The 23,258-nt window shown below is 42.0% G+C and carries 18 protein-coding genes; 11 read left to right on the plus strand and 7 right to left on the minus strand.

All coding sequences use genetic code 11. The annotated features are described in order from the left end of the window. The first annotated feature begins 95 nt into the window (after positions 1-95). From ACR5KR_RS18540 to ACR5KR_RS18565, 6 genes are all read left to right on the plus strand, one after another. Entirely contained in the window at positions 96-572 is a 477-nt protein-coding gene (locus tag ACR5KR_RS18540) for a hypothetical protein (protein WP_448267519.1), read from the plus strand. A gap of 218 nt (positions 573-790) precedes the next feature. Beyond that, positions 791-2,698 (plus strand): iron uptake porin, encoded by a 1,908-nt coding sequence (locus tag ACR5KR_RS18545; protein WP_448267521.1) that lies wholly within the window; start codon positions 791-793, stop codon positions 2,696-2,698. A gap of 149 nt (positions 2,699-2,847) precedes the next feature. Beyond that, positions 2,848-4,050, plus strand: coding sequence for a hypothetical protein (locus ACR5KR_RS18550; RefSeq protein ID WP_448267523.1), 1,203 nt, complete (start codon positions 2,848-2,850; stop codon positions 4,048-4,050). A gap of 445 nt (positions 4,051-4,495) precedes the next feature. Continuing rightward, the gene (locus ACR5KR_RS18555) at positions 4,496-5,152 is read left to right on the plus strand and encodes a DUF1361 domain-containing protein (protein WP_322670693.1); all 657 of its coding nucleotides are present in this window, start codon (positions 4,496-4,498) and stop codon (positions 5,150-5,152) included. Positions 5,153-5,381: 229 nt separating this feature from the next. Next, entirely contained in the window at positions 5,382-6,554 is a 1,173-nt protein-coding gene (locus ACR5KR_RS18560) for a baeRF3 domain-containing protein (RefSeq protein ID WP_448267525.1), read from the plus strand. 50 nt (positions 6,555-6,604) lie between these two features. Further along, complete coding sequence (locus ACR5KR_RS18565; protein ID WP_448267527.1) at positions 6,605-7,423, plus strand: hypothetical protein; 819 nt, start codon at positions 6,605-6,607, stop codon at positions 7,421-7,423. A gap of 74 nt (positions 7,424-7,497) precedes the next feature. On the opposite strand, the gene ACR5KR_RS18570 is transcribed toward ACR5KR_RS18565, so the two are convergent. Continuing rightward, the gene (locus ACR5KR_RS18570; protein ID WP_448267529.1) at positions 7,498-9,846 is read right to left on the minus strand and encodes a putative PEP-binding protein; all 2,349 of its coding nucleotides are present in this window, start codon (positions 9,844-9,846) and stop codon (positions 7,498-7,500) included. Positions 9,847-10,536: 690 nt separating this feature from the next. Between ACR5KR_RS18570 and ACR5KR_RS18575 the strand changes: the two genes are divergently transcribed. Continuing rightward, positions 10,537-10,998: an MgtC/SapB family protein gene (locus ACR5KR_RS18575; RefSeq protein ID WP_445631053.1), complete on the plus strand. Its 462-nt coding sequence runs from the start codon at positions 10,537-10,539 to the stop codon at positions 10,996-10,998. 271 nt (positions 10,999-11,269) lie between these two features. Here the strand turns inward: ACR5KR_RS18575 and recF are convergent, their stop codons facing one another. Both recF and ACR5KR_RS18585 read right to left on the minus strand, forming a co-directional pair. Further along, positions 11,270-12,394 (minus strand): DNA replication/repair protein RecF, encoded by a 1,125-nt coding sequence (gene recF, locus ACR5KR_RS18580; RefSeq protein WP_448267531.1) that lies wholly within the window; start codon positions 12,392-12,394, stop codon positions 11,270-11,272. A gap of 83 nt (positions 12,395-12,477) precedes the next feature. Further along, positions 12,478-15,336 (minus strand): cation-translocating P-type ATPase, encoded by a 2,859-nt coding sequence (locus tag ACR5KR_RS18585; RefSeq protein ID WP_445631051.1) that lies wholly within the window; start codon positions 15,334-15,336, stop codon positions 12,478-12,480. 633 nt (positions 15,337-15,969) lie between these two features. On the opposite strand from ACR5KR_RS18585, the gene ACR5KR_RS18590 reads away from it, so the two are divergent. Then, positions 15,970-17,640 (plus strand): transglutaminase domain-containing protein, encoded by a 1,671-nt coding sequence (locus ACR5KR_RS18590; RefSeq protein WP_448267532.1) that lies wholly within the window; start codon positions 15,970-15,972, stop codon positions 17,638-17,640. A gap of 228 nt (positions 17,641-17,868) precedes the next feature. On the opposite strand, the gene ACR5KR_RS18595 is transcribed toward ACR5KR_RS18590, so the two are convergent. The 3 genes from ACR5KR_RS18595 to ACR5KR_RS18605 form a co-directional block, all read right to left on the minus strand. Further along, positions 17,869-18,564, minus strand: coding sequence for a hypothetical protein (locus tag ACR5KR_RS18595; protein ID WP_448267534.1), 696 nt, complete (start codon positions 18,562-18,564; stop codon positions 17,869-17,871). Between the two features lie 64 nt (positions 18,565-18,628). Next, positions 18,629-19,300, minus strand: coding sequence for a hypothetical protein (locus ACR5KR_RS18600; protein WP_448267535.1), 672 nt, complete (start codon positions 19,298-19,300; stop codon positions 18,629-18,631). A 136-nt stretch (positions 19,301-19,436) separates the two neighbouring features. Continuing rightward, positions 19,437-20,300 carry a PD-(D/E)XK nuclease family protein gene (locus ACR5KR_RS18605; RefSeq protein WP_445631047.1) on the minus strand — a complete coding sequence of 288 codons (864 nt, stop codon included), beginning with the start codon at positions 20,298-20,300 and terminating at the stop codon, positions 19,437-19,439. Between the two features lie 146 nt (positions 20,301-20,446). Between ACR5KR_RS18605 and ACR5KR_RS18610 the strand changes: the two genes are divergently transcribed. The 3 genes from ACR5KR_RS18610 (at position 20,447) to ACR5KR_RS18620 (ending at position 22,830) form a co-directional block, all read left to right on the plus strand. After that, positions 20,447-21,871: a phosphoglucomutase/phosphomannomutase family protein gene (locus ACR5KR_RS18610; protein WP_448267536.1), complete on the plus strand. Its 1,425-nt coding sequence runs from the start codon at positions 20,447-20,449 to the stop codon at positions 21,869-21,871. Between the two features lie 152 nt (positions 21,872-22,023). Beyond that, a complete protein-coding gene (locus ACR5KR_RS18615) occupies positions 22,024-22,302 on the plus strand; it encodes a LapA family protein (protein ID WP_448267538.1) in 279 nt (92 codons plus the stop codon). 84 nt (positions 22,303-22,386) lie between these two features. After that, entirely contained in the window at positions 22,387-22,830 is a 444-nt protein-coding gene (locus tag ACR5KR_RS18620; RefSeq protein ID WP_448267540.1) for a DUF29 domain-containing protein, read from the plus strand. A gap of 46 nt (positions 22,831-22,876) precedes the next feature. On the opposite strand, the gene ACR5KR_RS18625 is transcribed toward ACR5KR_RS18620, so the two are convergent. After that, a complete protein-coding gene (locus ACR5KR_RS18625; protein WP_448267542.1) occupies positions 22,877-23,119 on the minus strand; it encodes a CopG family ribbon-helix-helix protein in 243 nt (80 codons plus the stop codon). Between the last annotated feature and the right edge of the window lie 139 nt (positions 23,120-23,258).

Below are 23,258 nucleotides of genomic sequence, written 5' to 3' on the forward strand. Positions count from 1 at the left end.
TTCTCCCCTCTGCCCCTCTGCCCCTCTGCCCAATCCTCTCATTTCCCCGTAATATTGGATACTATATTGTGGGTTTGATTGCTGTTGGGGTGTTAATGTCTGTTTTACGTAAATATATTCTTCTTGCTCCTGTGAGCCTAAGTATTGCTTTATTAGTTGCTAGTTGCAGTGAGAATAAAGTTTCCCAGTGCCAGCGACTGATTCGAGTTGTGAATGCTGGAACTTCTTTAATTGATAAAAATAAAGGAACACAAGTGATAACTAGCATACAGTTATCTAAAGATTTAGACTTTGTGACTAAATCCATTGCAGAACTGAAGTTAAAAGATCCGAAGCTGAAAGAATTTCAAAGCGGTTTTGTGAAGATTTTTCAAAATCTTAGTCAAGCGATCGCCAAAGCAGGTAAAGCGCTTGGTGCAACCAAGACAGCACAAGCCTCAGAATCTGGAAGAGAAAAAATCCAAAAGGCTAGAACCGAAATTGATTCAGCACTGACGACAGCTACAACTCTTGGCAAACAGTCAGATACATTAGTGAATCAGATGAATAAGTATTGTAGCGAACCAGAATAATCTATCTGGGGCATTGGGCAGAGAGGCAAAGGTGACAGGCGATCGGGAATAATCTGTACCCTATAACCTGTAACCTATTCCCTTCTTCACTGACACGGTGATGCCTCTCGGATAGCCAGTAACTTTTATCACTTTTATTCCAAAATTTTCCTGATATACACCAACTTTATCTGTCAAAAGAAGTATTGGTGCAAGTCAAATGAAATACCAGGAGTGATATGAGTCTACTGATGGCGAGTGTGCTGGCAACAGCGCCAATATCTGCGCTCAATTTACCAGAAAAGTCCGTAATTCTGCCAGAAAATCCGGTGCAGCAGTCAACACAGGATGATTTATCTCAAGTTGTCTCACCTGCTGAAATTACACCACCTGAATTCGTGCAACCAGATATAACTACCTCGTCAGCGATAAAAAATAAGTACGAGAATATACTTAGAAAAAGTAGAGACAAAATTCAATTTATCAGTTCGCCTAACTTACCTGAATTAAAAAATACTCAACCTGTCGCAGAAGTTGTACAGAACCAGGAAAGTACAGAAGAATTTTCCCAATCTCTTCATCCTCCAGACTCAGACAACCCAATGTCTCAAGTCACCTCAGTATCGCAACTCCAGGATGTGCAACCCTCCGATTGGGCTTTTGGTGCTTTGCAGTCTTTAGTAGAACGCTATGGCTGCATTGCGGGATACACTGATGGGACTTATCTGGGGAATCGTAGCATCAGCCGTTATGAATTTGCGGCTGGTTTAAATGCTTGTTTGGAGAAGATAAACGATGCGATGCCTGCGGCGGTCACTGAGCGCAGCCGAAGTGCGGGCTACGCCTACCCTAACAATAAAATTAATACTGTTAATCATGAAGATTTAATCCTCCTGCAAAGATTGCAAGGCGAATTCAAAGCAGAGTTGCAGCAATTACAGCAGCGCGTCGAAGTTGTGGAAAAGCAGACTAGTGAATTACAAGGAAATCGGTTTTCCACAACTACCAGATTATTTGGTCAAGCCATTTTTAGCGTTCAGGGAACCAATAGTCCCGATGTCGATTTGTTTCCGAGAGATGGAGTACCTGAACGCCAGGGAAAAACCAATCTGACTTTTACAAGTAGTGCCCAACTAACCTTAGCAACTTCATTTACAGGGCGAGATTTGCTGTTAACAGGGTTGTCTGCTGGTAATTTGGGTTCTAATGCATCGTTGTTATCTACTAATATGGGGCGCTTGGGTTTCGAGTCAAATACAGACAACAATCTAGTTATTAGTGACTTATCTTATCGATTTCTCGCCTCGAATAACTTGGGAATCGTCGTAGGTACGGCGGGAGTCAACCCGATTAACACCTTTCGCGGTATTAGCCCCTTAGAAGGTTCTAGCGATGGTGCAATTTCTCTATTTGGTCAGCGGAACCCGATTTTAAGTATTGGTAACGGTAGTGGTGGTATAGGCTTTGACTGGCAGATTAGCGATCGCATCAGTTTGCAAGGCGTTTATAGTGCCGAAATACCCAATTTTCCGGGCGACACCAAGCAGGGCGGACTATTTGGCGGTAGATATACTGCTGGCGCTCAGTTAAGTTTAGCACCCACAAATAATATCGATGTCGGCGTACATTATCTCTATTCCCACTCCCCAGATGGCTTACTGGGAGGTGGTATTGGCGATTCTCAACTGATTTCACCTTTTGCAAATCCTACAGCTTTCGATACCCAAGCCATTGGTGCTACCGTTGCTTGGCGAATTAACCCTAACTTGCAATTGGGTGGTTGGGGTGGCTTTACTTCCTCCAAGCCATCTAACCTTTCGGGAAGTGTAGAAACTACCAACTGGATGGTATTCGCGGCTTTTCCTAATTTGTTGCATCCTGGGAATTTAGGAGGCGTTCTCGTTGGACAACCGCCCAAAATTACTTCCAGTACTTTACCCGACGGCTTCAATTTTCCCAACTTTTCTGATGGGGGGACAGCAGGTGGACGTAGTGACACATCAATTCACGTAGAAGTTTTTTACCGCGCCCAACTCAGCGATAATATCGCCTTGACTCCAGGCTTATTCGTTATTTTCAATCCCGACCACAATGCTGCTAACGATGCATTAATCGTTGGGACATTAAGAGCAAGTTTCCGGTTTTAATTTTGTACTGATGTAAATGTAATAAAATACGCTATTTTATACTCCTTAATTCAGTATTGGATGCTTTCACGATCCATTAGGAGCAAGGAAAAGTCATGCGTAAACATACGCGTATTTTTTTTGTATGTGATTAAAGGAGCAAATTTTTCATGAAATTAAATTCATCAGTTCATTTGGGTTGTTTTCTTGTTAGCAGCAGCATAGCCGCAGTCTTCATCGGTTTAGGTGGAACAAGTGCTTCTGCTCAAATCACAATTCAAAGCACTGGTACATTATCGGGTACTATCCAACTTCCCAGAAATAATCCCAATTTCAATCAAAGCATTACTCGTGTTGATACAGACGACACGGGGACTTACTCGCGGAACTTAGGTACTAAGAACAATCCTAATTATGTTCCTATATACAAGTCAGACTATGTACAGGTACAAACACGCTCTGATGGTAGTCTGCATTATTTTGTTGACTTTAAAGGCATTCCGATTGTCTCCTTTAATGGCGTTCTCACTTCGCCGATTCTCTCTGGCGGTGAGTTGACACCCTATAAATATCAGGGACAATTGGCAGGAACCACATTTCAAGGAGTAGTTCAGGATGAATTTAATCTCACCAAAGCCTTATACACTGGTATTGTCACCGATCCAAACACTGGAAACCAGTATCAAGGCACTTTTGAAGTGAGTGGATATGGAGTCCGATATAGCGATCGCAATGGTAGCGCTACTCCCACAGTCTTTGATTTCAAATCCGATCTCCCAGGTTCGCCAAAGGTAACATCTTTGGAAATGACTAACGCACCCCTGGCAAGAATACAAATCAAAGTACCTGCAACTGCAACTCTCATAACTCCGACACCAACTACTGATAACGGTGGTAGTACAGCCACTCCCCCAGCAGTAAGTAACGGTGGTAGTACAGCCACTCCCCCGCCAGTAATTAGCGGTGGTAGTACACCCATTCCTCCATCAGTAATTGATAGTAGTGCGATCGCCCCTACACCTGTAGTTAGTGATGGTAGTGCGATCGCTCCTGCACCTATAGTTAATGATAGAAACACATTCACTGTTACGCCAATGGTTGATGGCGGTAACACGTTCACTGTTACACCAATAGTTGATAGTGGTGCTTCTTCGACACCGACAACGTACACATCTAGGTCTAACTCACCATCAATTTCTACTACACCTAATATGGAATTGAGTAATGGTAATTCTTTAGAGATGAATCAAGTAGTTGTCAACCCTGCAACCCTTGCTCAAGCCGCTTGTTCGCAAGATTCTACCAAAAGTTGTACAATGCCCACTTTAGCAAAACAAGCGATCGGCCCTCGTAGTCGAGTGCTACTGCGTTAGTTAGGCAATACGCTTCGGTTAAAGGGCAAAGGGAAAAGGGGAAAGGTTTTCAATACATCCTTTACCCTTTACCCCTTACCCTTTCCCCAGACCACAAGGAAAGTGAAAAATGCTTATCCGAACCGTATAGTCCACCATCACTTATTCGCAGCGTTTTTATTGCTCAGACTACCTTTCGGTGGTATCTTTTACTCTGATGATTTTCTGGCTATACTAGTAAACTTAAGCGATTGATTGATAAATTTCATCCTCCAGCATAAAATACACAAAAACTCTAAATTTTGGACATATATCAGTATGCATTTACTTCTAACTGACACAAAAATATTGTCTGATGTTGGAGAAAATTAATTTTCTTGGAAGCGACAAAAACTTAATCGCTAAGGTTAACACTAACACTACAGAGTGAATCTACATCAATCAAACATCTTCCGAGTAAGCACCTATGAAAGAAGAATTGATAGCCAGAGTCGTGCAGGTCTTGCGAATTAATATGAGTTGGATGACTTGGAATTTGTTTCTGGCTTTTATACCTTTGGCTTTAAGTGTCTGGCTATTTCGCATGAGGCGAGGTGGCACTTGGCTTTGGTGGCTAGGATTCTTAGTTTTCTATGCTTTCTTACCAAATGCACCATATTTATTGACCGATGTAATTCACTTGATAGATGATATCCGCACGATTCAATCGGTGTGGATGATTACTTTAGTACTTATTCCTCTGTATTTACTAGTAATTTTAAGTGGATTTGAAGCTTATGTAATATCGTTAATTAATTGGGGTCACTATTTACATCGTATCGGTAAGAGCCAATGGATTTGGCGCGTTGAGACAATTACACATTTTCTCTGTGCTGTTGGTGTTTATTGGGGGCGATTTTTGCGTTTCAACAGTTGGGATTTTATTACTCAACCCGATGCCGTACTTACCAAAGGGGTAGAAGAAATTCTGGGAAAACAACCCCTGGTGATTATTGCTATCACCTTTGTGGTACTTGCAGGTTTGTACTGGATTATGAAACGAGTAACTTTAGGTCTTAGCCAATCAAACAGCAGAATAGGGATAAACTCAGGACGCACAAACTCTAATACGCCAAACATTTGATCTATGTGGCAATTTTGGCTCTTAATTTAGGAATTTTAATTAGTAATTCCCTTGATGAATATTGCCTATCAAAAGAAAGATGCAACAAAACCCTCCTTAAGGTGAAATAAACTCAGAAACAAATGGTTGAACTTCAACCGCCATCACCTGAGAATAACGTCTTATCAGATCGTTGAATATTGATGGTCTGGTCTGATGTATCTAGTCATGTTGATAGGAGGGATATAATATGCAATTAATCTCGAAAGAGGAAATCAAGACATTAATAGAACAGCCAAAAGGAAATTGTGTTTCCATTTATATGCCAACGCACCCAGCCGGGCCAGAAGTGCGACAAGATCCAATTCGCTTTAAAAATTTGGTCAGAGAAGCAGAGACTCGTTTAATTGATGCGGGTTTGACACAGGAAGATGCGATCGCATTGTTGGAAAAATCCCAGGAAATTGATAACCAAGAGTTTTGGGAGCAAATGGGAGAGCAAGGGCTGGCGATTTTTATTTCTGAAGACATTTTTCGTTACTATCCCCTACCAATTGATTTTCAAGAGTTGGTCGTAGTTACAGACCGCTTTCACATCAAGCCGTTGCTGCCAATTTTAAATGGCAATGGTCGCTTCTATATCCTGGCTTTGAGTCAACAAGATGTCAGGTTCTTTGAAGGAACACGCTACAGCATCAATGAAGTGGAAGTAGAAAATCTTCCTAAAAGTGTAGATGAAGCTCTGCAAAAAGACGATACTGCTAAAGAAGGTCAGTTTCGCATCGCCACATCAAAAGGGGGAACTTCCAATACTTTTTCGCAACCAGGTACGTTTCACGGACAGGGAAGCCCTGATAGGGATAAACGTCAAGAAGACATCCTCCAATTCTTTCAAATTGTCGATCGCGCATTATACGAAAAACTGAAATTACAAAAAGCGCCTTTGGTGCTGGCTGGAGTAGAGTATCTCTTGCCTTTGTATAGACAGGCGAATACTTACCAGCATTTAATGGATGAAGCTATTATCGGTAATCCAGAAATTCTCAGCGCCCAAGATTTACACGAGCAAGCTTGGCCGATTGTCGAGGCTGATTTCCAAAAGTCACAGCAAGCAGTTTTAGAGCAATTTCACGAACTGTTTGGTGGTGATACTGGTAAAGCATCTAACAACCTCCAAGAAGTTATCTCAGCGGCTTATTACCAACGCGTGGATTCATTACTAGTTGCAGTTGGTCAGCAACAGTGGGGTTTATTCGATCCAACCTCAGAAACGGTTTATTTGCACCCAGAAAAAGAAGCAGGTGATGAGGATTTGTTGGATTTTGTTGCTGCTCATACCTTACTAAATGGTGGCACGGTTTACGCCGTTCCCTTTGAAGAGATTCCGTATAGCACAGCCGTTGCGGCAATTTACCGATATTGACATTTTGATGGTGTTGTATAAAGTTGAATGTGCTATATACAACACCAACGATGATTACTATTCGCTCCTTTATCAGTCAATCTCTAATCGGTTTAGCTCTTTTGAGTGCAACGGCTATATTTACCCAAACGGCAATAGCAGAAACAATAACTGGAGAATTGGGCAATGTGCGGGCAGAAATATCTTACGAAAAACCAGAAGAATATCAGTATAAAAATGTTCGGTTGAAAATTATCCGGGCGGGTAAAACTGTTTTGGATCAGAAACTACCGCAAGAAGATGAATATGACAGACCTGTGGGGAATATATCTGGACAAGAAAATAACTTACCTGTGCAAGACTTGGACGGTAACAAAGAACCAGAAATAATTGCCGATTTCTTTACAGGTGGAGCGCACTGTTGTACTTATTCATTGATTTATCGCTACGACAGCAAATCTCAAAAGTATATTAAGATTCGTCATGAATGGGGCAATGGTGGCTATCAACTAAAAGATTTAGACAAAGATGGATTGCCAGAGTTTGAAAGTCGAGACGATCGCTTTGCCTATGCTTTTACAGCTTATGCTGCTTCTGGCTACCCCTTGCAAATTTGGCGTTATCGCCAAGGGAAAATGGTCGATGTGACTCGTAGCTATCCTAAATTAATCTCCAATGATGCCTCAGAGCTATGGCAAACTTATCTCCAGGCACGGCAACAAGGCGATGATGGCAAGGGCTTTTTAGCAGCTTATCTGGCAGATAAATATCTGTTGAATCAAGGACAGGATGGATGGGGGAAAGTGCAACAAGCTTATAAAAAAAGCGATCGCACCAAATACTTTGCCGATTTACGGAAGTTTTTGCGCGAAACTGGCTACATTAAATAATTGGCAGCGAGCAATTAACTCCTAACTCCTAACTCCTAACTCCTAACTTCTAACTCCTAACTCCTAACTCCTAACTAATAAAGCTTTCGTCGTGCTGCTGCCAAAATTAAGCGTTGTTCAGCACGAGCGATCGCTTGATATGTTCGTTCGACTGCTTCCGGTTCAACAGAAATGGAAGTTATACCCCATTCCACTAACTTATCAATAATTTCTGGATAGACAGCTGGTGCTTGACCGCAGATTGAACAAGGTATATCGGCACTTTTAGCCATTTGGATCAGTTGAGCGATCGCACTCATAACTGCTGGATGACGTTCATTAAATACTTTTGCTAGCTGTCCTTGTTCTCGATCCACTCCTAGCAATAATTGGGTCAGGTCATTTGTACCAATAGAAATTCCGGCTGCACCTGCTTTGACATATTCTGGCAGTAAAAACAGGACGCTTGGCACTTCTGCCATCATCCACAATTGAAACTGTGACACCTCAGTTAAAAGAGCTTGCTCAACTTGGCGACTGCAAAAAATAAATTCTTCTACAGTCCGCACAAAAGGCAACAGTAGGTTGACATTGGTGTAACCAGCTTGCTGTACGTTTGCCAAAGCTTGCAGTTCCAACTCAAATACTGTGGGATTTCGTAAATAGCTAAAAGTACCGCGTTCGCCTAACATCGATTGTGGCGAAGATTCTAAACTATCACGCAATGATGGTAAATCTTGCGATCGCCAATCTAAAGAACGATAAAAAACTGGTCTTGGGGCAAAGGCACGAGCAAATTGCATAATCTGCTCAGACCATAGCTCTAACAATTCTGCCTGACGCCCACTTAAAATCCAACTATTGGGATGTTGCCCGTTCAATATATTTAGTACCATCAATTCGGAACGTAACAATCCCACTCCATCCACAGGCAGGTTTTGCACTTGTTCTATTAAAGTGGACTGACTCAAGTTAACCAGCAATTGGGTAGCAATCATAGGTAGATGAGACGTAACAGCAGAATGAGGCGCTTTCGGGTTGGGGTGATGGGAGGTAAGAAGATTTTCTTCTCTTCCTTTCTCCATCTCTTCCTTTGAGTCTCCTTTGATGCGATAAACTTCTCCTCTGTCGCCATCAAGCAGCAATCGTTCGCCAGTTTGGATTAAAGTTGTGGCAGATGTGGCGTTTACTACTGCTGTGATACCTAATTCTCTAGCTAGAATTGCCGCGTGACTGGTTAATCCCCCTTGTTCAGTGATAATACCACCAACTTGTTGCAATAATGGCAACCAATCAGGGGTAATCGTTGGTACTACTAAAATTACTCCCTTCGGTAGTTGTTCGGGTTTCTGTTGCGGATTAATAATTACCAGGGCAGTGGCTACAACCCGTCCTCCGGCTGCTCCTAGTCCCCGAATCAAGTGTGAGTGGGGAATCATAGATTGCGAAGGATTAACTTGTGTGATGTAGAGCTTACCAGATGTAGTTTGCCCAGCGAGAGTCCATTTAATGGTAAAAGTTTTACCTAGTTCACTTACCAGTTGAGTTCCCAGAGTAATTATTTGTTGTAAGTATTCTTCTTGTAAAGAGTACTGTTTTTGTTGGGCTTCTGGAATTAAATAAGTAATCAGACAGGTGCGAGCTGGTGTTAACGCTGAGTTCGGCGCGAGTCGCAAAAAAATTTTAGATGCTGCATCATCGACACCATAAGCCAGCATTTTATTGCCCAGTTGTTGCTCAAGTACAGCCCCAGTTTCTGGTTGAATGTAGTAAATATCTGGCTGTATTTCGCCAAGAGCGATCGCAATTCCTAATCCCAAAGTAGCTTCAATTTCCCATCCAGAGGCATTGGTTGTGAGCGAGCCAGAGGCGATCGCATTTTCAACAGGTTGCACCAAAACTGCGAGATTAATTTGTTGCAAATTAATTCCTGAGTGCTGCCAATATAATAGACTCCGGGCCCGAAATATTTGACTCCAAGTACGTTTTAGAGCCAAAGCGATCGCTTCTGGTTCGCACTGGCAAAATACCGACTCTAGTAAACCCGATATATTGTTTATTCCTGGAGTAGCAGTTGATACTCCCAAGGAAGGTCGAAGAATTAAACAGCTAGTTTTCCATTCTCTAGCTGCTTGAAAAATTGTACTCACCCACTCCTGGGTTATAGTCGCAGTCAGAATTTCTTGGCGCAAGCGACTAGCCACCTGCTGAAGTTGGCGCCAATTAGTAACATCCAGGTGTAGCGAAGAATGGGGTAAGTCAGCTATTAATGATTCTGAACTATTGAGATTTTCGAGAAATTGCCGCAAAATTTCTGCCGAAACTACAAAACCAGGCATCACCGGATAGCCACGCTGAATAATTTTGCTCAAGTAAAAGGCTTTGTCACCTACTTTGGCACGGTCTTGTAGTTTAATTTGATCTAGCCAGTAGAGTTTATTCACTCAATTTGTTAGTTGTTTATTTGTAGCCACAGCCATTTCTTTTTGGTATGTTATCAGGTTAATCTACTGACTTCTGAATAAAAAGTACTCAGGACTTACAGCAGCTTTCTTTTGGATGAATTACAAAGTTACGGTGGAAGCAGGATAGAGGAGAATTCAGAATGGGCTGCACCCCGCTGTGCTAACAGAATTCAGAAGTAAAACAGGCTTTATACCTGGCTTTGAGACGAATCGTTGTGTACTTCAGCAACTTTAAATACGCTGTATAGCTTATTTGCTCGACTTGTACATGTCATTATCATATTTAATTGTTCAGTGTATGGGTTAAATCTAACAATTTAAGGTATAATTCTCTGGCTAAGTCATTTTAAATAGCCAAAAAACTACTTCATAAACTCAAAATTCATGTAGTTTGCCCAAATCCGAATCGCGATCGCAATTTAATAATGCAAATCTCCATTCATTGACCAAAATAATCTCTTATTGAAAAATAATCCTAATAAGGGAAAATATTAATTCTCAGTTTCAAAACCATTCCTGGATTGATAGAATCCAAATACGAGATAGGCTATTGCACTACACCCATTGGATTAAACTCCATTAATAAAACATTAGAATAGTTTTGTACTATTTTTATAAAAATATTACGATTTAACCTAGTATATAGAATTCTCCATATCAGACTAAACATTGGCAAACACTTACTACCTTGCAACTAATGATTGGCTGAATATCAGCTTCCGGCTATGTATTGCATTGCTTATTGGAGCAATCATCGGCTTAGAACGTCAAATTAGGCGCAAACCAGCGGGTTTAAGAACTCACATGCTAGTGAGTTTAGGTTCAGCCTTATTTACCTTAATAATCATGCAAACAAAAGGACTGCAATCTAGTCCTGATGCACTTAGCCGTGTGATTCAAGGGATTGCAGCTGGTGTAGGATTTCTCGGTGCTGGAGAAATTGTGCGTCAATCTTCCCAAGAGTCACAGCAACTTGAAATTCACGGACTCACTTCAGCAGCGGCTATTTGGGTTTCTTCTGCATTGGGAATTGCTGCTGGCTGTGGTTTATGGCAGTTAGGATTAATCGGTGCAATGCTGACTTTTTTAGTTCTCAGCGTTTTTAAAAGGTTTGAAAAACGAAATCAATAATTAGCTAGCTATTATTTTTAATAAAAAATATTCCTAAGAAACATAGAGTTATTGAGCTTCCTAATTTACCTTTATCTGAAAATATGAATAAGGGAATACCAGATAATCAATTATCTGAATTAGAGAGCTATCAAAACGTACATTTATCAAATTGCCAGCTTGAGGGAACCAAAGGAGTAGATTTTCAGTATACCTACTTTAATGTTTTTTAATTAGGAATTACGAATTGGTATAAAATATGCTTCAATTAGTATAAATATGATTTTTAAAATTATTGATATTGCCTTATTTCTCCTGCCTTCACAAACAGAATTTGTGAAGATTTCAACCATTGAGAATCAAAAGAACCCAAATGAGTAGTAGTAATCAAGGTTTGAAAACGGTCTTGAATGGCATCAAGCAATTGATTTTGGCGGGATAAATCTAGTTCGGCAAGAACATCATCTAGTAATAGTAATGGTGGCTCTTTGACGACTTCTTCAATTAATTGTAATTCGGCTAATTTTAAAGCTAAAACCAGCGTTCGTTGCTGACCTTGAGAACCGTATTGACGAGCAGGTGTCTGGTTAATCGTTAATTCTATTTCATCTCGATGGGGGCCGACAAGAGTCGTGCCTTGGTGCATTTCAGCTACGGCTCGCTGCTGAATTTTTGCTAAAAAAGCTTGCTGCACTTCTTCTGGCTGGTTATCTTCTAAAGGAATATTCGGCACGTACTTGATTTGTAGAACTTCTGTACTGCCGCTGATACTGCCGTGCCAGGTGGTAGCAATAGGGGCTAATCTTTGGATAGCGCGATCGCGTCGTCTAATTACCCTAGTTCCTGTAGTAGCTAACTGTGCATCCCACAGCGCTAGTTCTGATTGTAAAGATGTTGCATCCAAAGTCTCTACATGGCGTTTTAAAAAGGCATTGCGCTGGCGTAACACATGGTTATACTGCTGCAAAATGTGAGCATAAACTGGTTCGAGTTGAATTAATAGTGTATCTAACCAGTTGCGGCGACCTTCGGGGCCGCCGCGTACTAAGTCTAAATCCAAGCTGGAAAATTGGACTGCATTGAGAACGCCAAGAAAATCCATTTGACGGCGGATAGATTCACCATTGAGAGCAACGCTACGGCGACCATTGCGGCGCAAGGTCAAGGTCAAGTCGCTAACACCTGTTTGTCGCTCAAGGGTGGCATCAATTTGGGCTATGGCTTCTCCCTCTTGAACTAAATCGCGATCGCGGGTGATGCGGTGCGATCGCAATGTCGCCAGCAACTCCACCGCCTCCAACAAATTAGACTTTCCTTGAGCATTATTACCTACCAAAATTGTTTTAGCAGCAGTAAACTCAACCTGCTGGTCTTGATAATTGCGAAATTGTCGGAGGTTTAGAGTTTTTAGGTACATAAGTTCAATTTTGGATTTTAAATTTTAGATTTTGGATTGAAGATAAATCTAAAATCTAAAATCTAAAATCTAAAATTTCTTTTTCAAACAGCCTTCTTGCCCATAATCCGCAAGAATATCTTCTCCGCTTCAATCCACACGAACATTAAGGCGCTGAAACCAATACAAACCCCCAACTCTTGCATATTCAGGTAATGAGTACCAAAGAAATCTCGCAGGGGTGGGACGTAAACTAGCATCAACTGCAAAATCGTGGTGACGACAACAGCCGCTAATACAAAGATATTCGAGAAGGGATTCATCTCAATGGTCAGTCGGTTGTTGGAGCGAATAGCGATCGCATGACCCATTTGAGCAATACACAAGCTGGTAAATACCATTGTTTTCCAACTATCGCGATCGCCTTGATAGCCTGGGGCATGACTATGTTGATAAGCCCACCACATTAAGGCAATGGTAATAATGGCAAAGATGATGCCAATGCGAATCATATAAGAACCCAATCCCCTAGCGAAAATACTTTCACGGGGGCTAAAAGGCGGACGTTGCATCACATCTGGTTCTGGAGGTTCCACAGCTAATGCTAAGGCTGGTAAACCGTCTGTCACCAAGTTCATCCACAAAATTTGTAAGGGAGTCAGGGGAACGCCTCCCAAGCCGATTAAAGGGGCGGCTGCAATTGTGAGAACTTCACCAATGTTACTGCCCAAGATGTATTTAATAAAGCGGCGGATGTTGGTATAAACAACTCTGCCTTCCTTGGTGGCGCTGACAATGGTAGCGAAGTTGTCATCAAGTAATACCATGTCACTCGCTTCTTTACTGACATCAGTGCCAGTAATGCCCATTGCAATACCGATGTCGGCTTGTTTGAGGGCTGGGGCATCGTTGACACCATCACCTGTCATCGCGACAAATCGACCCCGGCGTTGCAGTGCTTGGACAATTCGCAGTTTGTGTTCAGGGGAAACTCTGGCATAGATGCTTACCAAGTCAACGTTTTGCTCTAATTCCTGGTCAGTCATCCGTTGCAATTCTTGACCTGTAAGTAGCCTATCGCCTTCTTGGGCAATTCCCAAATCGGTGGCGATCGCTCGTGCTGTTAATTGGTGGTCGCCAGTAATCATTACTGGGCGAATACCTGCTTCTCGACACTCTTGCACGGCTGCTCTGACTTCTGGGCGTGGCGCATCTAGCATTCCCACCAATCCCAGCCAGACTAAATCTTGCTCGGATGTCTCGTCTGAACCTTCTGGTGGGATTTCCGTAAGGGGTTTGTAAGCAAAACCTAGCACCCGTAAACCTTTACTCGCCATCAGGTCATTTTCTGCCAAAATTTTCTGGCGTTGTTCTTCCCTCACGGGGGCTGTATCATTACCCAAATGAATCTGAGTGCAACGTGCCAAGATTAATTCTGGAGAACCTTTGGTAAACATTAAGTAAGGTTCCGATTGGAGAAAACCAGCGATCGCAGGATCGATACCCCTCGAAGATGCTTCACCTGTGGCTACTTGCTCCACCTGAGCGATCGCGCTCATCCGCTTCCGTTCTGAGGAAAAGGGAAACTCCGCAACGCGAGGTAACTTACTGTTCCACTGGTCTTTTTCAATTCCGGCTTTTCCCGCTAGGGTGAGTAATGCCCCCTCTGTCGGATCTCCCAAAATTGCCCATTCACCTTGTTCTTTTTGCAACACGGAGTCATTACAAATAGCACAGGCGACTGATAACGCGGAAATTTCTGGAGACTCCTCTAAAGAAATTTTTTGACCGTTTAACTGAAAGTCCCCTATGGGGGCATAACCTTCGCCAGTGACGCGAAAAGTTTTATTATTGGTGGAAATCGATTGCACCACCATTTTATTTTGAGTCAGGGTGCCGGTTTTATCAGAACAGATGGTCGTTACAGAACCCAATGTTTCCACTGCTGGCAATTTGCGAATCAAGGCATTTTGGCGCACCATTCGCTGGGTTCCCAGTGCCAAGGTGACAGTAATTACAGCTGGTAAACCTTCCGGTACTACAGCAACCGCCATACTCAAGGAAACTTCCAAGAGTTCTTGAATATTTTTAAAACCTCCGTCCTTGATGACACCGCCAACGACAACGATCGCCACCAGAATTAAAGAACCTGTAACTAGGACATTACCCAGTTGAGTCATCCGTTGCTGTAAAGGTGTGGGTTCACTTTCCACCGCCTGCAACATGGTGGCAATTTTGCCTAGTTCTGTAGTCATGCCGGTGTTAGTCACCAGAACCTTGGCACGTCCTTGGACTACTTCAGTTCCTTGAAAGACGACATTTAAGCGATCGCCTAATGATGTTTCCTCCGGCAATTTTAGTGATGCCTGTTTATTCACGGCCTCGGCTTCACCAGTTAATGCCGACTCACGCACTTGTAAATTAGACTGTTCGATCAAGCGTCCATCTGCGGCTATCTGCATCCCAGCTTCCAGCAGCATGACATCCCCTGGAACTAGTTCCTTGGCTGCTATCTCCACCAGTCTGGTGTCACGGATGACGCGCACTAAGGGAGAGGTCATTTTTTTCAAGGCTGCCAAGGCTTTTTCAGCGCGGCTTTCTTGGACGTAGCCAAGTATGCCATTGAGGATAACAATTGCTAAAATAGCGATCGTATCTTTAAATGGCACTTCACCAGGCTTCAAACTGCCCGCCCGTAAAGCCATCAGGTCTAAAAACCCAGAAATCAGAGCCACGCCAATCAGCATCAACAACATAATGTTCTTGAACTGATCCAGCAGAATTTCCCAAGCACTACGGCCAGCAGTTTCTTCAAGTTCGTTGGGGCCGTATTTTTGCAATCTCTGTTGAGTTTCTTGGGGTGTTAAGCCGCTGTCTGCATTACTATCAAGCAGGTCTAGCGCTTTATCAACTTCTAAACTATGCCAAACGGCGGCACCTTCAGGCAGAGAATTAGCAGACATCGTGTAGGTCACAGCAAATGGTTACAAAATTCGATCATAATTTAGTGATGGCAGGAATTCCATCTTTTAAAGTTACATTAAGCCGATCGCTCAGTTGTATGAGTGTATATGTAATTCTTAATATTTGTAAATTCCTCCTGTTTTGACATAGTATTATTTCTCACGAAAGAGTTTTTCGGAACACATTGTACCGATAATTATTAGTACTCCGCTGTAAACGTGGCGATCGAAAACCACTAATTGATGTACTTGGTAAGAGCAACGCCCATTATGGGCAGTCTTTTAACTCAGCACTCTTCATCTACCCCAATTGGGGGAGCCATTGCTCGACTAGGATTTCCTATATCAAGCGATTGGTGTGACGGCGGTAAAACCGCTTGAGTCAATGCCCTTTGGGCAGGGAAAAGGTTAAAGGGGAAAGGGGAAAGAGAACCCCATAACTAAAGTTAGGGGCTTGAAGTAAGGATGCCTCAATTCTCGCGCAATAGTCTGGAATTGAATCTTTTTCCCCTCGATAAATAAAGTTTAGGGGCTTGCACCCTTTCCCCCTTCCCCCTTCCCCCTTTCCCCTCTTCGGTCATGTTTCCTCTCCTACCTAAAGGTGAGGGTTTTTTACACTTACCACAAGGTTTTATGAGTTTTGCACTCCCCACTTTGACCGTTAGCCAGATGTTTGGGCAAAAAACAATTCGACCGCTTACTGCTGCTGCCCTGTGTGGCATTACTTTTATTAAAGATAGACTGATTGCTATTGACAGTATTAAAGGGCATCTACTGGAGATCGATCCTACCTCTGACAACAGCAGAATTCTCAATTTCCATCAAGTTGAAGAATTTACCGATGTCACTGGTCTAGCGGTGTGGGATGATACCCTGTGGGTAAGCCGAGAAAATAGTGTTTACTCGTGCAAGCTCAACACTTTGGATCTGGAACATTTTGTAACATTGCCTTATGCCGCTGATGGGGTTGCTGTTTGGGAAACAACAGTTTATGTAAGTTGCCAAAGGCTAGGCTACATTCTAGTTTTTGAACGCGAAACCCGAAAAGAAATTACCAGATTTTATGCCCCTGGAGTTGGGATAGAGAATTTGGCAGTTAACCAAGAAATGCTATGGATTTGCGATCGCACCGAACAATCAGTTTACGCGATGGACAGAGCCACAGGAGAACTGCAATTTAGCGTCCTGACACCCTTTGAATGTCCTACGGGCATAGCAATCCATAAAAATGCCGAAACAGGCAAAGAAAGTATTTACGTCGCCTACGCCTCAGAAGAGCCTTATATCCGGGATAACCCCAATGCCGATCCGAGTCATGAGCTAACATTCCGCGATCGCACTTTTATTCATCCTCTGTATTATCATTACCAGCCAGATAAGCGCTACGCCCTCTCTAATGGCTATCTGATTGAAATGTCTTATGCTGAAGAAATTGCACCCCTAGACGAGGTTTATTTACCCGATGTGGAATGGCGCATCGCCCTACCATCGGAAACTGAGCGTCAAAAGGTGAAACACGTTGAACCTATTGGTATACCCTTCACCGAAGAAGTGATAGAAGGACAACGCGTAGCAGTCTTTAAATTTGATTCTCTTGCCCCAGGCGAACGGCATATATTTGGCTGGAAAGCACTTTTGGAAGTTCGAGGGATTAAATATCGGATTACACCCAGAGATGTAGAAAATATACCTGAACTTTCCCCAGAATTACAAACACGCTACCTAGTGGACGACGACGATTTAGCAATGGATACTACAATTGTTCGCCGTGCCGCCAGAGAAGCGATTGGTTCTGAAACCAATGTGTTGCGGAAAATGCACAGCATCCGCAACTACGTTTATGATGAGTTATCCTACGGTATTAAACCTTACATTGATACACCAGATACGGTTTTAGAGCGGGGTGTTGGTTCTTGTGGTGAATATGTCGGCGTTTTACTTGCTTTATCCCGTTTAAATGGCATCCCCTGCCGTACCGTAGGCAGGTACAAATGTCCTCCCCATAGTGACTTCGTAGGAGTACCGTTACAACCCGACTTTAATCATGTTTGGCTAGAATTCTACGTCCCCAATTTTGGTTGGTTGCCAATGGAATCAAATCCTGACGATATAGGTGAAGGTGGCCCTTATCCAACGCGCTTTTTTATGGGCTTATGCTGGTATCACATTGAAATTGGCAAAGGCATCACCTTTGAAACGGTGACAAGCAAAGGTGAACGGCTAACTAAAGAAGATATTCCCATCGGTGATTTGGCGATAAATCATATTCGGTTCACAATTATTAAAGAATTACCACCTTTTTAAATTAGGGCATTAGGAATTGGGGAAAGACCATCAGAAAGTAAGTAGTGGCGTGGCAAGACTAAATTGTTGCAAAAAAAATTGTAGGTTGGGTTGAGGAACGAAACCCAACACTCCGATCGATGTTGGGTTTCGCGTTGCTCAACCCAACCTACATCTAACGCACTATTTTAAGCTTGCCACGTCAGTAGAGTGTGTTATCCGGTAGTAACGCACCTTAATACTCTCTACTTAACCACTATTTTCATCAACTTCTGAATTCTTGTTCATATTCAAGTATTCTTCAAACAATTCAAAAAATTTCTGTAGTGCCTCATGCTCGTCTACAGAATAAAAAAGAATTATCTTAGCCCATGACTGACCTGAGTTAATTCCATATTTTTCTTCAATCCATGATTGAAAACCTTCAAATTCCCTTTCTGGCTCAGTTGGAGGTACGCCAACTTCTCTTCGAGCCAGACTATATCCTCGCAAAAGCATATCTAGTCTAGTAATTGAATTAGCTCCTAAATACATTCCTGGTCTTTTCTTTATATTAGTTATAATCTCGCTGTAAATATCAAACTGAGGAAAACTCATATCCTCACTAAGCCTTGAAATATCTTCATTTTTTTGAATTTTTGAATTATCTTTCTGCTTTAAGAACTGCTCAAATTCTTCAAAAAACCTATTAAAAGCTGCTCGTTCGCTTCCAGAGTAAGAGAGAATTATCCCAGCCCAAGATTGACTCACATTAGTTTTTGCTCTTTCTTGTATCCACTCTTGAAACCCTTCCATTCCACAAGAGTCTATTGTAGTAAATCCGAGTGTGATTAGACCATCTATATACCCAGTTAAGAATGAATCAAGACAAGTAATTGATGGCTTATCTATGTACATAACTGGATTTTCTTTAATTTTTTGGAGAAGCGTATAAAGCTCATTCATCCCAGTAACCTCTAATTTGATGAAAATTTATTAATTGAACAGCCATATCGCGCTTTTATTGAAGTCAATCTTTCCTATCATAAGGAGATGAATTATCTGGCGGTATATCAGCACGAACTACATCGCTAATCCATTCTCCCTCAATATTATTGTTAGAATAATTTGCATAATCATCCCATGTCATGGTATCGCCAGTTGAATATTCATAAACAACTCCACGAGTTTGATTGTTACCATCTCCATCATTTAAACGAATCCAGGTTACATAATCACCAGATGGAGGATAACCACCACCAAATTCAATACCTGGAGGTTGAGCTAAACTTCTAATTGCCCCTGGCGCCGGTCGCCAACTTCGATAATGATGAGTTACAAATTTGTCAGGAGAATCAGACTTCCTGTAATGTACTGTTTGATGAAATTTGTAATTATAAAGAACTGAAGATTGACCTTGTGGGCCACAAACTAAATTAAGTGGATAAAAAGAACAATATCTCTCTTGAGCTTTATTTGGAACCTGCTCATTTTGAGCTTTAGTTGCACTGCTAATTGCAGTCTTCGCAGTAGGAGCTAATTCCGAGCCAGCAGCAGCACATCTAGCTTGAACAGCACAAGCATCTGGAGACAACAGCAATGCATAAACAGGTTGAGGTAAAATCCCTTTAAAAATGAGAAGTAAAAGAAATGTCGAAATTCCTACTAATCTAAATACGGATTTATTTGTGGTTAATCGCACTAGTCTTAACTCCTTACAACCAAAGATAAAAATCGATGTATCTGACATCTAGGTTGTCTGATAGGAGAAGAAAATCAGTCCAGTAAAAATACGAGTATTTATTATTTTTGAAAAATGAACCAAGTAAATAAACTAATTAGCTATTAACTCTTAAACTTCTTAAACTAGGCAATGGATATGATTGATGCTGCTTAAAATCGGCAAACTCACAGATGGAGTTAAATGGGCAAAAGCGGCAGTGAGAGCCAGGATTAGGAGGGAATATTTTACTGAAATTACTAGTTTCTTCCTGATATTTATGCAAATCGTGCTGGTGCTTATGAGCAATATTCGCTAACTCAAATTTTAAGGATTCTAATTCACTATTGTTAATACTAATTAAGTCTGATTTTTTACATATTTCTAAATTATAAAATGATGCTACAGCTTTTCGCCCAGGGTAAAGATAACGAGCAGCTAATAAGTAAACTAATGCCTGTCGTTTGTCAAAAGCCGACTTGCCAGTTTTGAAATCCAAAATATGTAAAGTGCTATCAGACTCAATAAAAACGCAGTCCATAGCCGCGTATAAGCGAAAGCAATAATCTTCTTGTTCAACTACTATCGGTTTAGGAAAGCCTTCATCACCTGGAGTTAATTGGATAATATCTTTATCCAAAAGCAACGGCGAATCGTGATATTTTTGCAAAATTTGCAGCACGCGTTGCTGAACTTGAACGCTTGAGTTGCCTAATTTAAGTAGCTGGGCAACTCTTTCTACGCCATCTGCTTGCTTCAACAGATGCCTGTGATGATGAAACTCATAAACGCCTTTCTGAGCTAGTATGCCAATACGCTGGGGCGCGGTGGCTTGCATTAAAAGCGCTTTGACTTGTGGTTCGTGTTGCCGTGCTTTGATAAACCCCCGTCTCATCTGGCAGTGCCAGCGTTCTTGCCCAGTCGCTGGGGCAACTAGAGACCAAAGGTGATAACTGGCAAAAGGTCGATCGGGGGTTGACATTGCTCAGAAACAGTGAGAGAAAATACGGTGGGGAGAAGTTTAAGCTAAGGCTTGCTTAGAAAAGAACTTCGGAGGATACTTGCTGCTACACACGCTTTGCGGGAAGCTTTTATAGTACTGATAATGTACCGGAGCAAGTGGCAAAAATGTCTAGCAAGATAAAATTTGGTACCGATGGATGGCGAGGGATTATTGCCGATGACTTTACTTTTCCTAATGTGAGAAAAGTAACAAGGGCAATCGCCACTTACTTAGAAACAGCCTACACAAAAGATAGACCAGTACTTATTGCCTACGATACTCGCTTTTTAGCTGACCAGTTTGCCCAAACAGCGGCCCAAGTATTAGCAGACTTGGGTTGGACTGTAAAAATTACTGATCGGGATTGTCCCACACCAGTAATTGCCTACAATGCCCGTCACCTAAATTCCGCTGGGGCGTTAATGTTTACTGCTAGCCATAATCCAGCACCTTACTGTGGAATTAAATATATACCCGATTATGCTGGGCCTGCCACTCCAGAGATTACTGATACTATTGTGGCAAATATAGAAGGTGCATCGGATGAGTTGCCTGGGAACAACCCATCAGGTTCAATTTCCATTTTCGATCCGAAACCAGATTACCTACAATTTATCTACACTCTACTTGATGTAGAAAAGATCAAAAGCGCTAATTTAAAGGTAAAGTACGATGCTTTGTATTCTACCTCTCGCGGCTATTTAGATGAAGTTTTGCAACATAGTGGCGTTCAACTAGAAAGTTTCCACGATTGGAGAGATGTTTTATTTGGGGGTGGAATGCCAGAACCCAAAGGAGAACAGTTAGTTGAGTTAGTGGAAGCAGTTGTTCGAGATCGCGCTGATTTGGGCTTGGCAACGGATGGAGATAGCGATCGCTTTGGTATCGTTGATGAACAAGGAAACGTCCTTACTCCGAATACTGTGCTGCTACTCCTAGCACGTCATTTAATCAAAAATAAAGGTAGAACTGGCGCGATAGTCCGTACTGTCGCTACAACTCACCTGCTGGATAATTTCGCTGCTAAAAATGGGCTGCAAATTTACGAAACAGCAGTTGGTTTTAAATACATCGGCGAAAAAATGCGCGAAACTGCCGTGTTAATCGGTGGAGAAGAATCAGGTGGTTTGAGTGTTATTGGGCATATTCCCGAAAAAGACGGGGTTTTAGCCGATATGCTGGTGGCAGAAGCGATCGCCTATGAAGGCAAACCGCTAAGTCAACTTGTCAAAGAAGCGATCGCCGAAGCCGATGGCCCACTTTACAACAACCGCTTAGACTTGCACCTCACAGAGGCGCATAAAATCGCCGTTATCGACTCCTTTACCAAAAATCCACCTACAGAGGTAGCAGGAATTAAAGTCAAGGAAGTGGGGCGTAAAGACGGTATTAAGCTGTATTTAGAAGAAGGTAGCTGGGTTCTACTGCGTCCTTCCGGTACAGAACCACTGGTGCGCGTCTACCTAGAAACCAACACTCCCGAAAAACTCACCCAAATCGCCCAAGAGTTAGAAAGTGCCATTGCTAAACTAGAGGCAGTAGCAGTTTAATTTGCCAGAGTTAGGAATTAAGAGTTAAGAGTTATGAATTAGGAGTTAAGAGTTGTAAAGTAACAATTCTTAACTCCTTATTTCTAATTTCGAGCAAAATATAACTCCTAACTTCTAACTCCTAACTCCTAACTCCTCATTTCGATCAAAGTATGAAAACTCTTGCTCCTTTTTTTACATCTCTAGTTGTAGCAGTTTGGGTAATAGCGATCGCAATTATTTCAGTCCAAAATGCTACACCCGTATCGTTAAAATTTTTAACATTCCAATCGATTCAGATACCAATGGGTTTAGTGCTAGCTTTTAGTGCCGGTGTCGGGTTAATTGGTATGGCGCTGCTGCAACCTCTGTGGGGACTTGCTGGTACTGGGCAGCGTAATTCTCGATTGGAAGACGATGCCGAATTTTTTGTTGATGATGAAGACTTTTGAGGCTTGAAAAAAACTGATGAGATTGATTTCTGCCCGAAAAGCTACGTGCTATGGCTTAAACTATGCAACCGATCGAGAACGGCTATGAGTGCAACTTATAAAGCAGATTTTAATTTGTGGATTCAACAGACAGCCCAACTATTGCGATCGCATTGCTGGCATGAAGTTGATGTAGAACATCTGATTGAAGAGGTTGAAGGCTTGGGCAAAAGTGAAAGGCGGGGTATTGCCAGTCAACTAACTCGCTTACTTTTGCATTTGCTCAAGTGGCAATATCAACCCCAGCGTCGCTCAGATAGTTGGCTCGATTCTATCACCGATTCTCGTACCCAAATTGAGTTAGTAATAGAAGATAGTCCTAGTCTTAAGAGCTATCCTACAGAACAGCTTGAGGAAAGTTATCAAAAGGCGCGTCGGCAAGCAACCAAGCAAACGGGCATACTTTTATCTGTGTTTCCAGAAGAATGCCCATATTCTGTAGAGTTAGTGTTGGATGAAGACTGGCTACCAGAAGCAAGCGATATTTAATAACTGTAATTGTGACTGTGTGGAATGAAGCGTATTACGCAGCCACTTAATATACATTGGTGAGTGTTGCAAAAGTCGCTTTTACTTCTTCATCACTGGCAAAGTTTCCAGCATTCGCCTCAGCAATTCCCTTTTGAATTTCCTCAATTTGCCACTGATACATCTCTAAATAAGTGGCTACCGCTTCATTAAGTATGTGGCTGCGATCGCGGTTTATTTGGGCTGCGATTGCATCAAGTGCAGCTTTGCGATCGCTATCTATCCGAAACGTAATATTTTCTTTGCTCATCGTCCCGTTACATAAAGTTGTTTGTATGGTGTGTCATTGCAATACAATGCAAAACTGCACAATGTAAGCTAAATATTAAATATCAAATCAGTTCTTTTTTAAAGTCTATTACGAATTATTACAATAGCAATATTAAGGT

The organism is Nostoc sp. DSM 114159 (assembly GCF_053470285.1).

Excerpts from the sequence above, each read along its gene's own strand:
- ACR5KR_RS18540 (WP_448267519.1), top strand. The coding sequence starts at position 96 with ATGTCTGTTTTACGTAAATATATTCTTCTTGCTCCTGTGAGCCTAAGT.
- ACR5KR_RS18545 (WP_448267521.1), top strand. The coding sequence starts at position 791 with ATGAGTCTACTGATGGCGAGTGTGCTGGCAACAGCGCCAATATCTGCG.
- ACR5KR_RS18550 (WP_448267523.1), top strand. The coding sequence starts at position 2,848 with ATGAAATTAAATTCATCAGTTCATTTGGGTTGTTTTCTTGTTAGCAGC.
- ACR5KR_RS18555 (WP_322670693.1), top strand. The coding sequence starts at position 4,496 with ATGAAAGAAGAATTGATAGCCAGAGTCGTGCAGGTCTTGCGAATTAAT.
- ACR5KR_RS18560 (WP_448267525.1), top strand. The coding sequence starts at position 5,382 with ATGCAATTAATCTCGAAAGAGGAAATCAAGACATTAATAGAACAGCCA.
- ACR5KR_RS18565 (WP_448267527.1), top strand. The coding sequence starts at position 6,605 with ATGATTACTATTCGCTCCTTTATCAGTCAATCTCTAATCGGTTTAGCT.
- recF (WP_448267531.1), bottom strand. The coding sequence starts at position 12,394 with ATGTACCTAAAAACTCTAAACCTCCGACAATTTCGCAATTATCAAGAC.
- ACR5KR_RS18585 (WP_445631051.1), bottom strand. The coding sequence starts at position 15,336 with ATGTCTGCTAATTCTCTGCCTGAAGGTGCCGCCGTTTGGCATAGTTTA.
- ACR5KR_RS18590 (WP_448267532.1), top strand. The coding sequence starts at position 15,970 with ATGAGTTTTGCACTCCCCACTTTGACCGTTAGCCAGATGTTTGGGCAA.
- ACR5KR_RS18595 (WP_448267534.1), bottom strand. The coding sequence starts at position 18,564 with ATGAATGAGCTTTATACGCTTCTCCAAAAAATTAAAGAAAATCCAGTT.
- ACR5KR_RS18605 (WP_445631047.1), bottom strand. The coding sequence starts at position 20,300 with ATGTCAACCCCCGATCGACCTTTTGCCAGTTATCACCTTTGGTCTCTA.
- ACR5KR_RS18610 (WP_448267536.1), top strand. The coding sequence starts at position 20,447 with ATGTCTAGCAAGATAAAATTTGGTACCGATGGATGGCGAGGGATTATT.
- ACR5KR_RS18615 (WP_448267538.1), top strand. The coding sequence starts at position 22,024 with ATGAAAACTCTTGCTCCTTTTTTTACATCTCTAGTTGTAGCAGTTTGG.
- ACR5KR_RS18620 (WP_448267540.1), top strand. The coding sequence starts at position 22,387 with ATGAGTGCAACTTATAAAGCAGATTTTAATTTGTGGATTCAACAGACA.
- ACR5KR_RS18625 (WP_448267542.1), bottom strand. The coding sequence starts at position 23,119 with ATGAGCAAAGAAAATATTACGTTTCGGATAGATAGCGATCGCAAAGCT.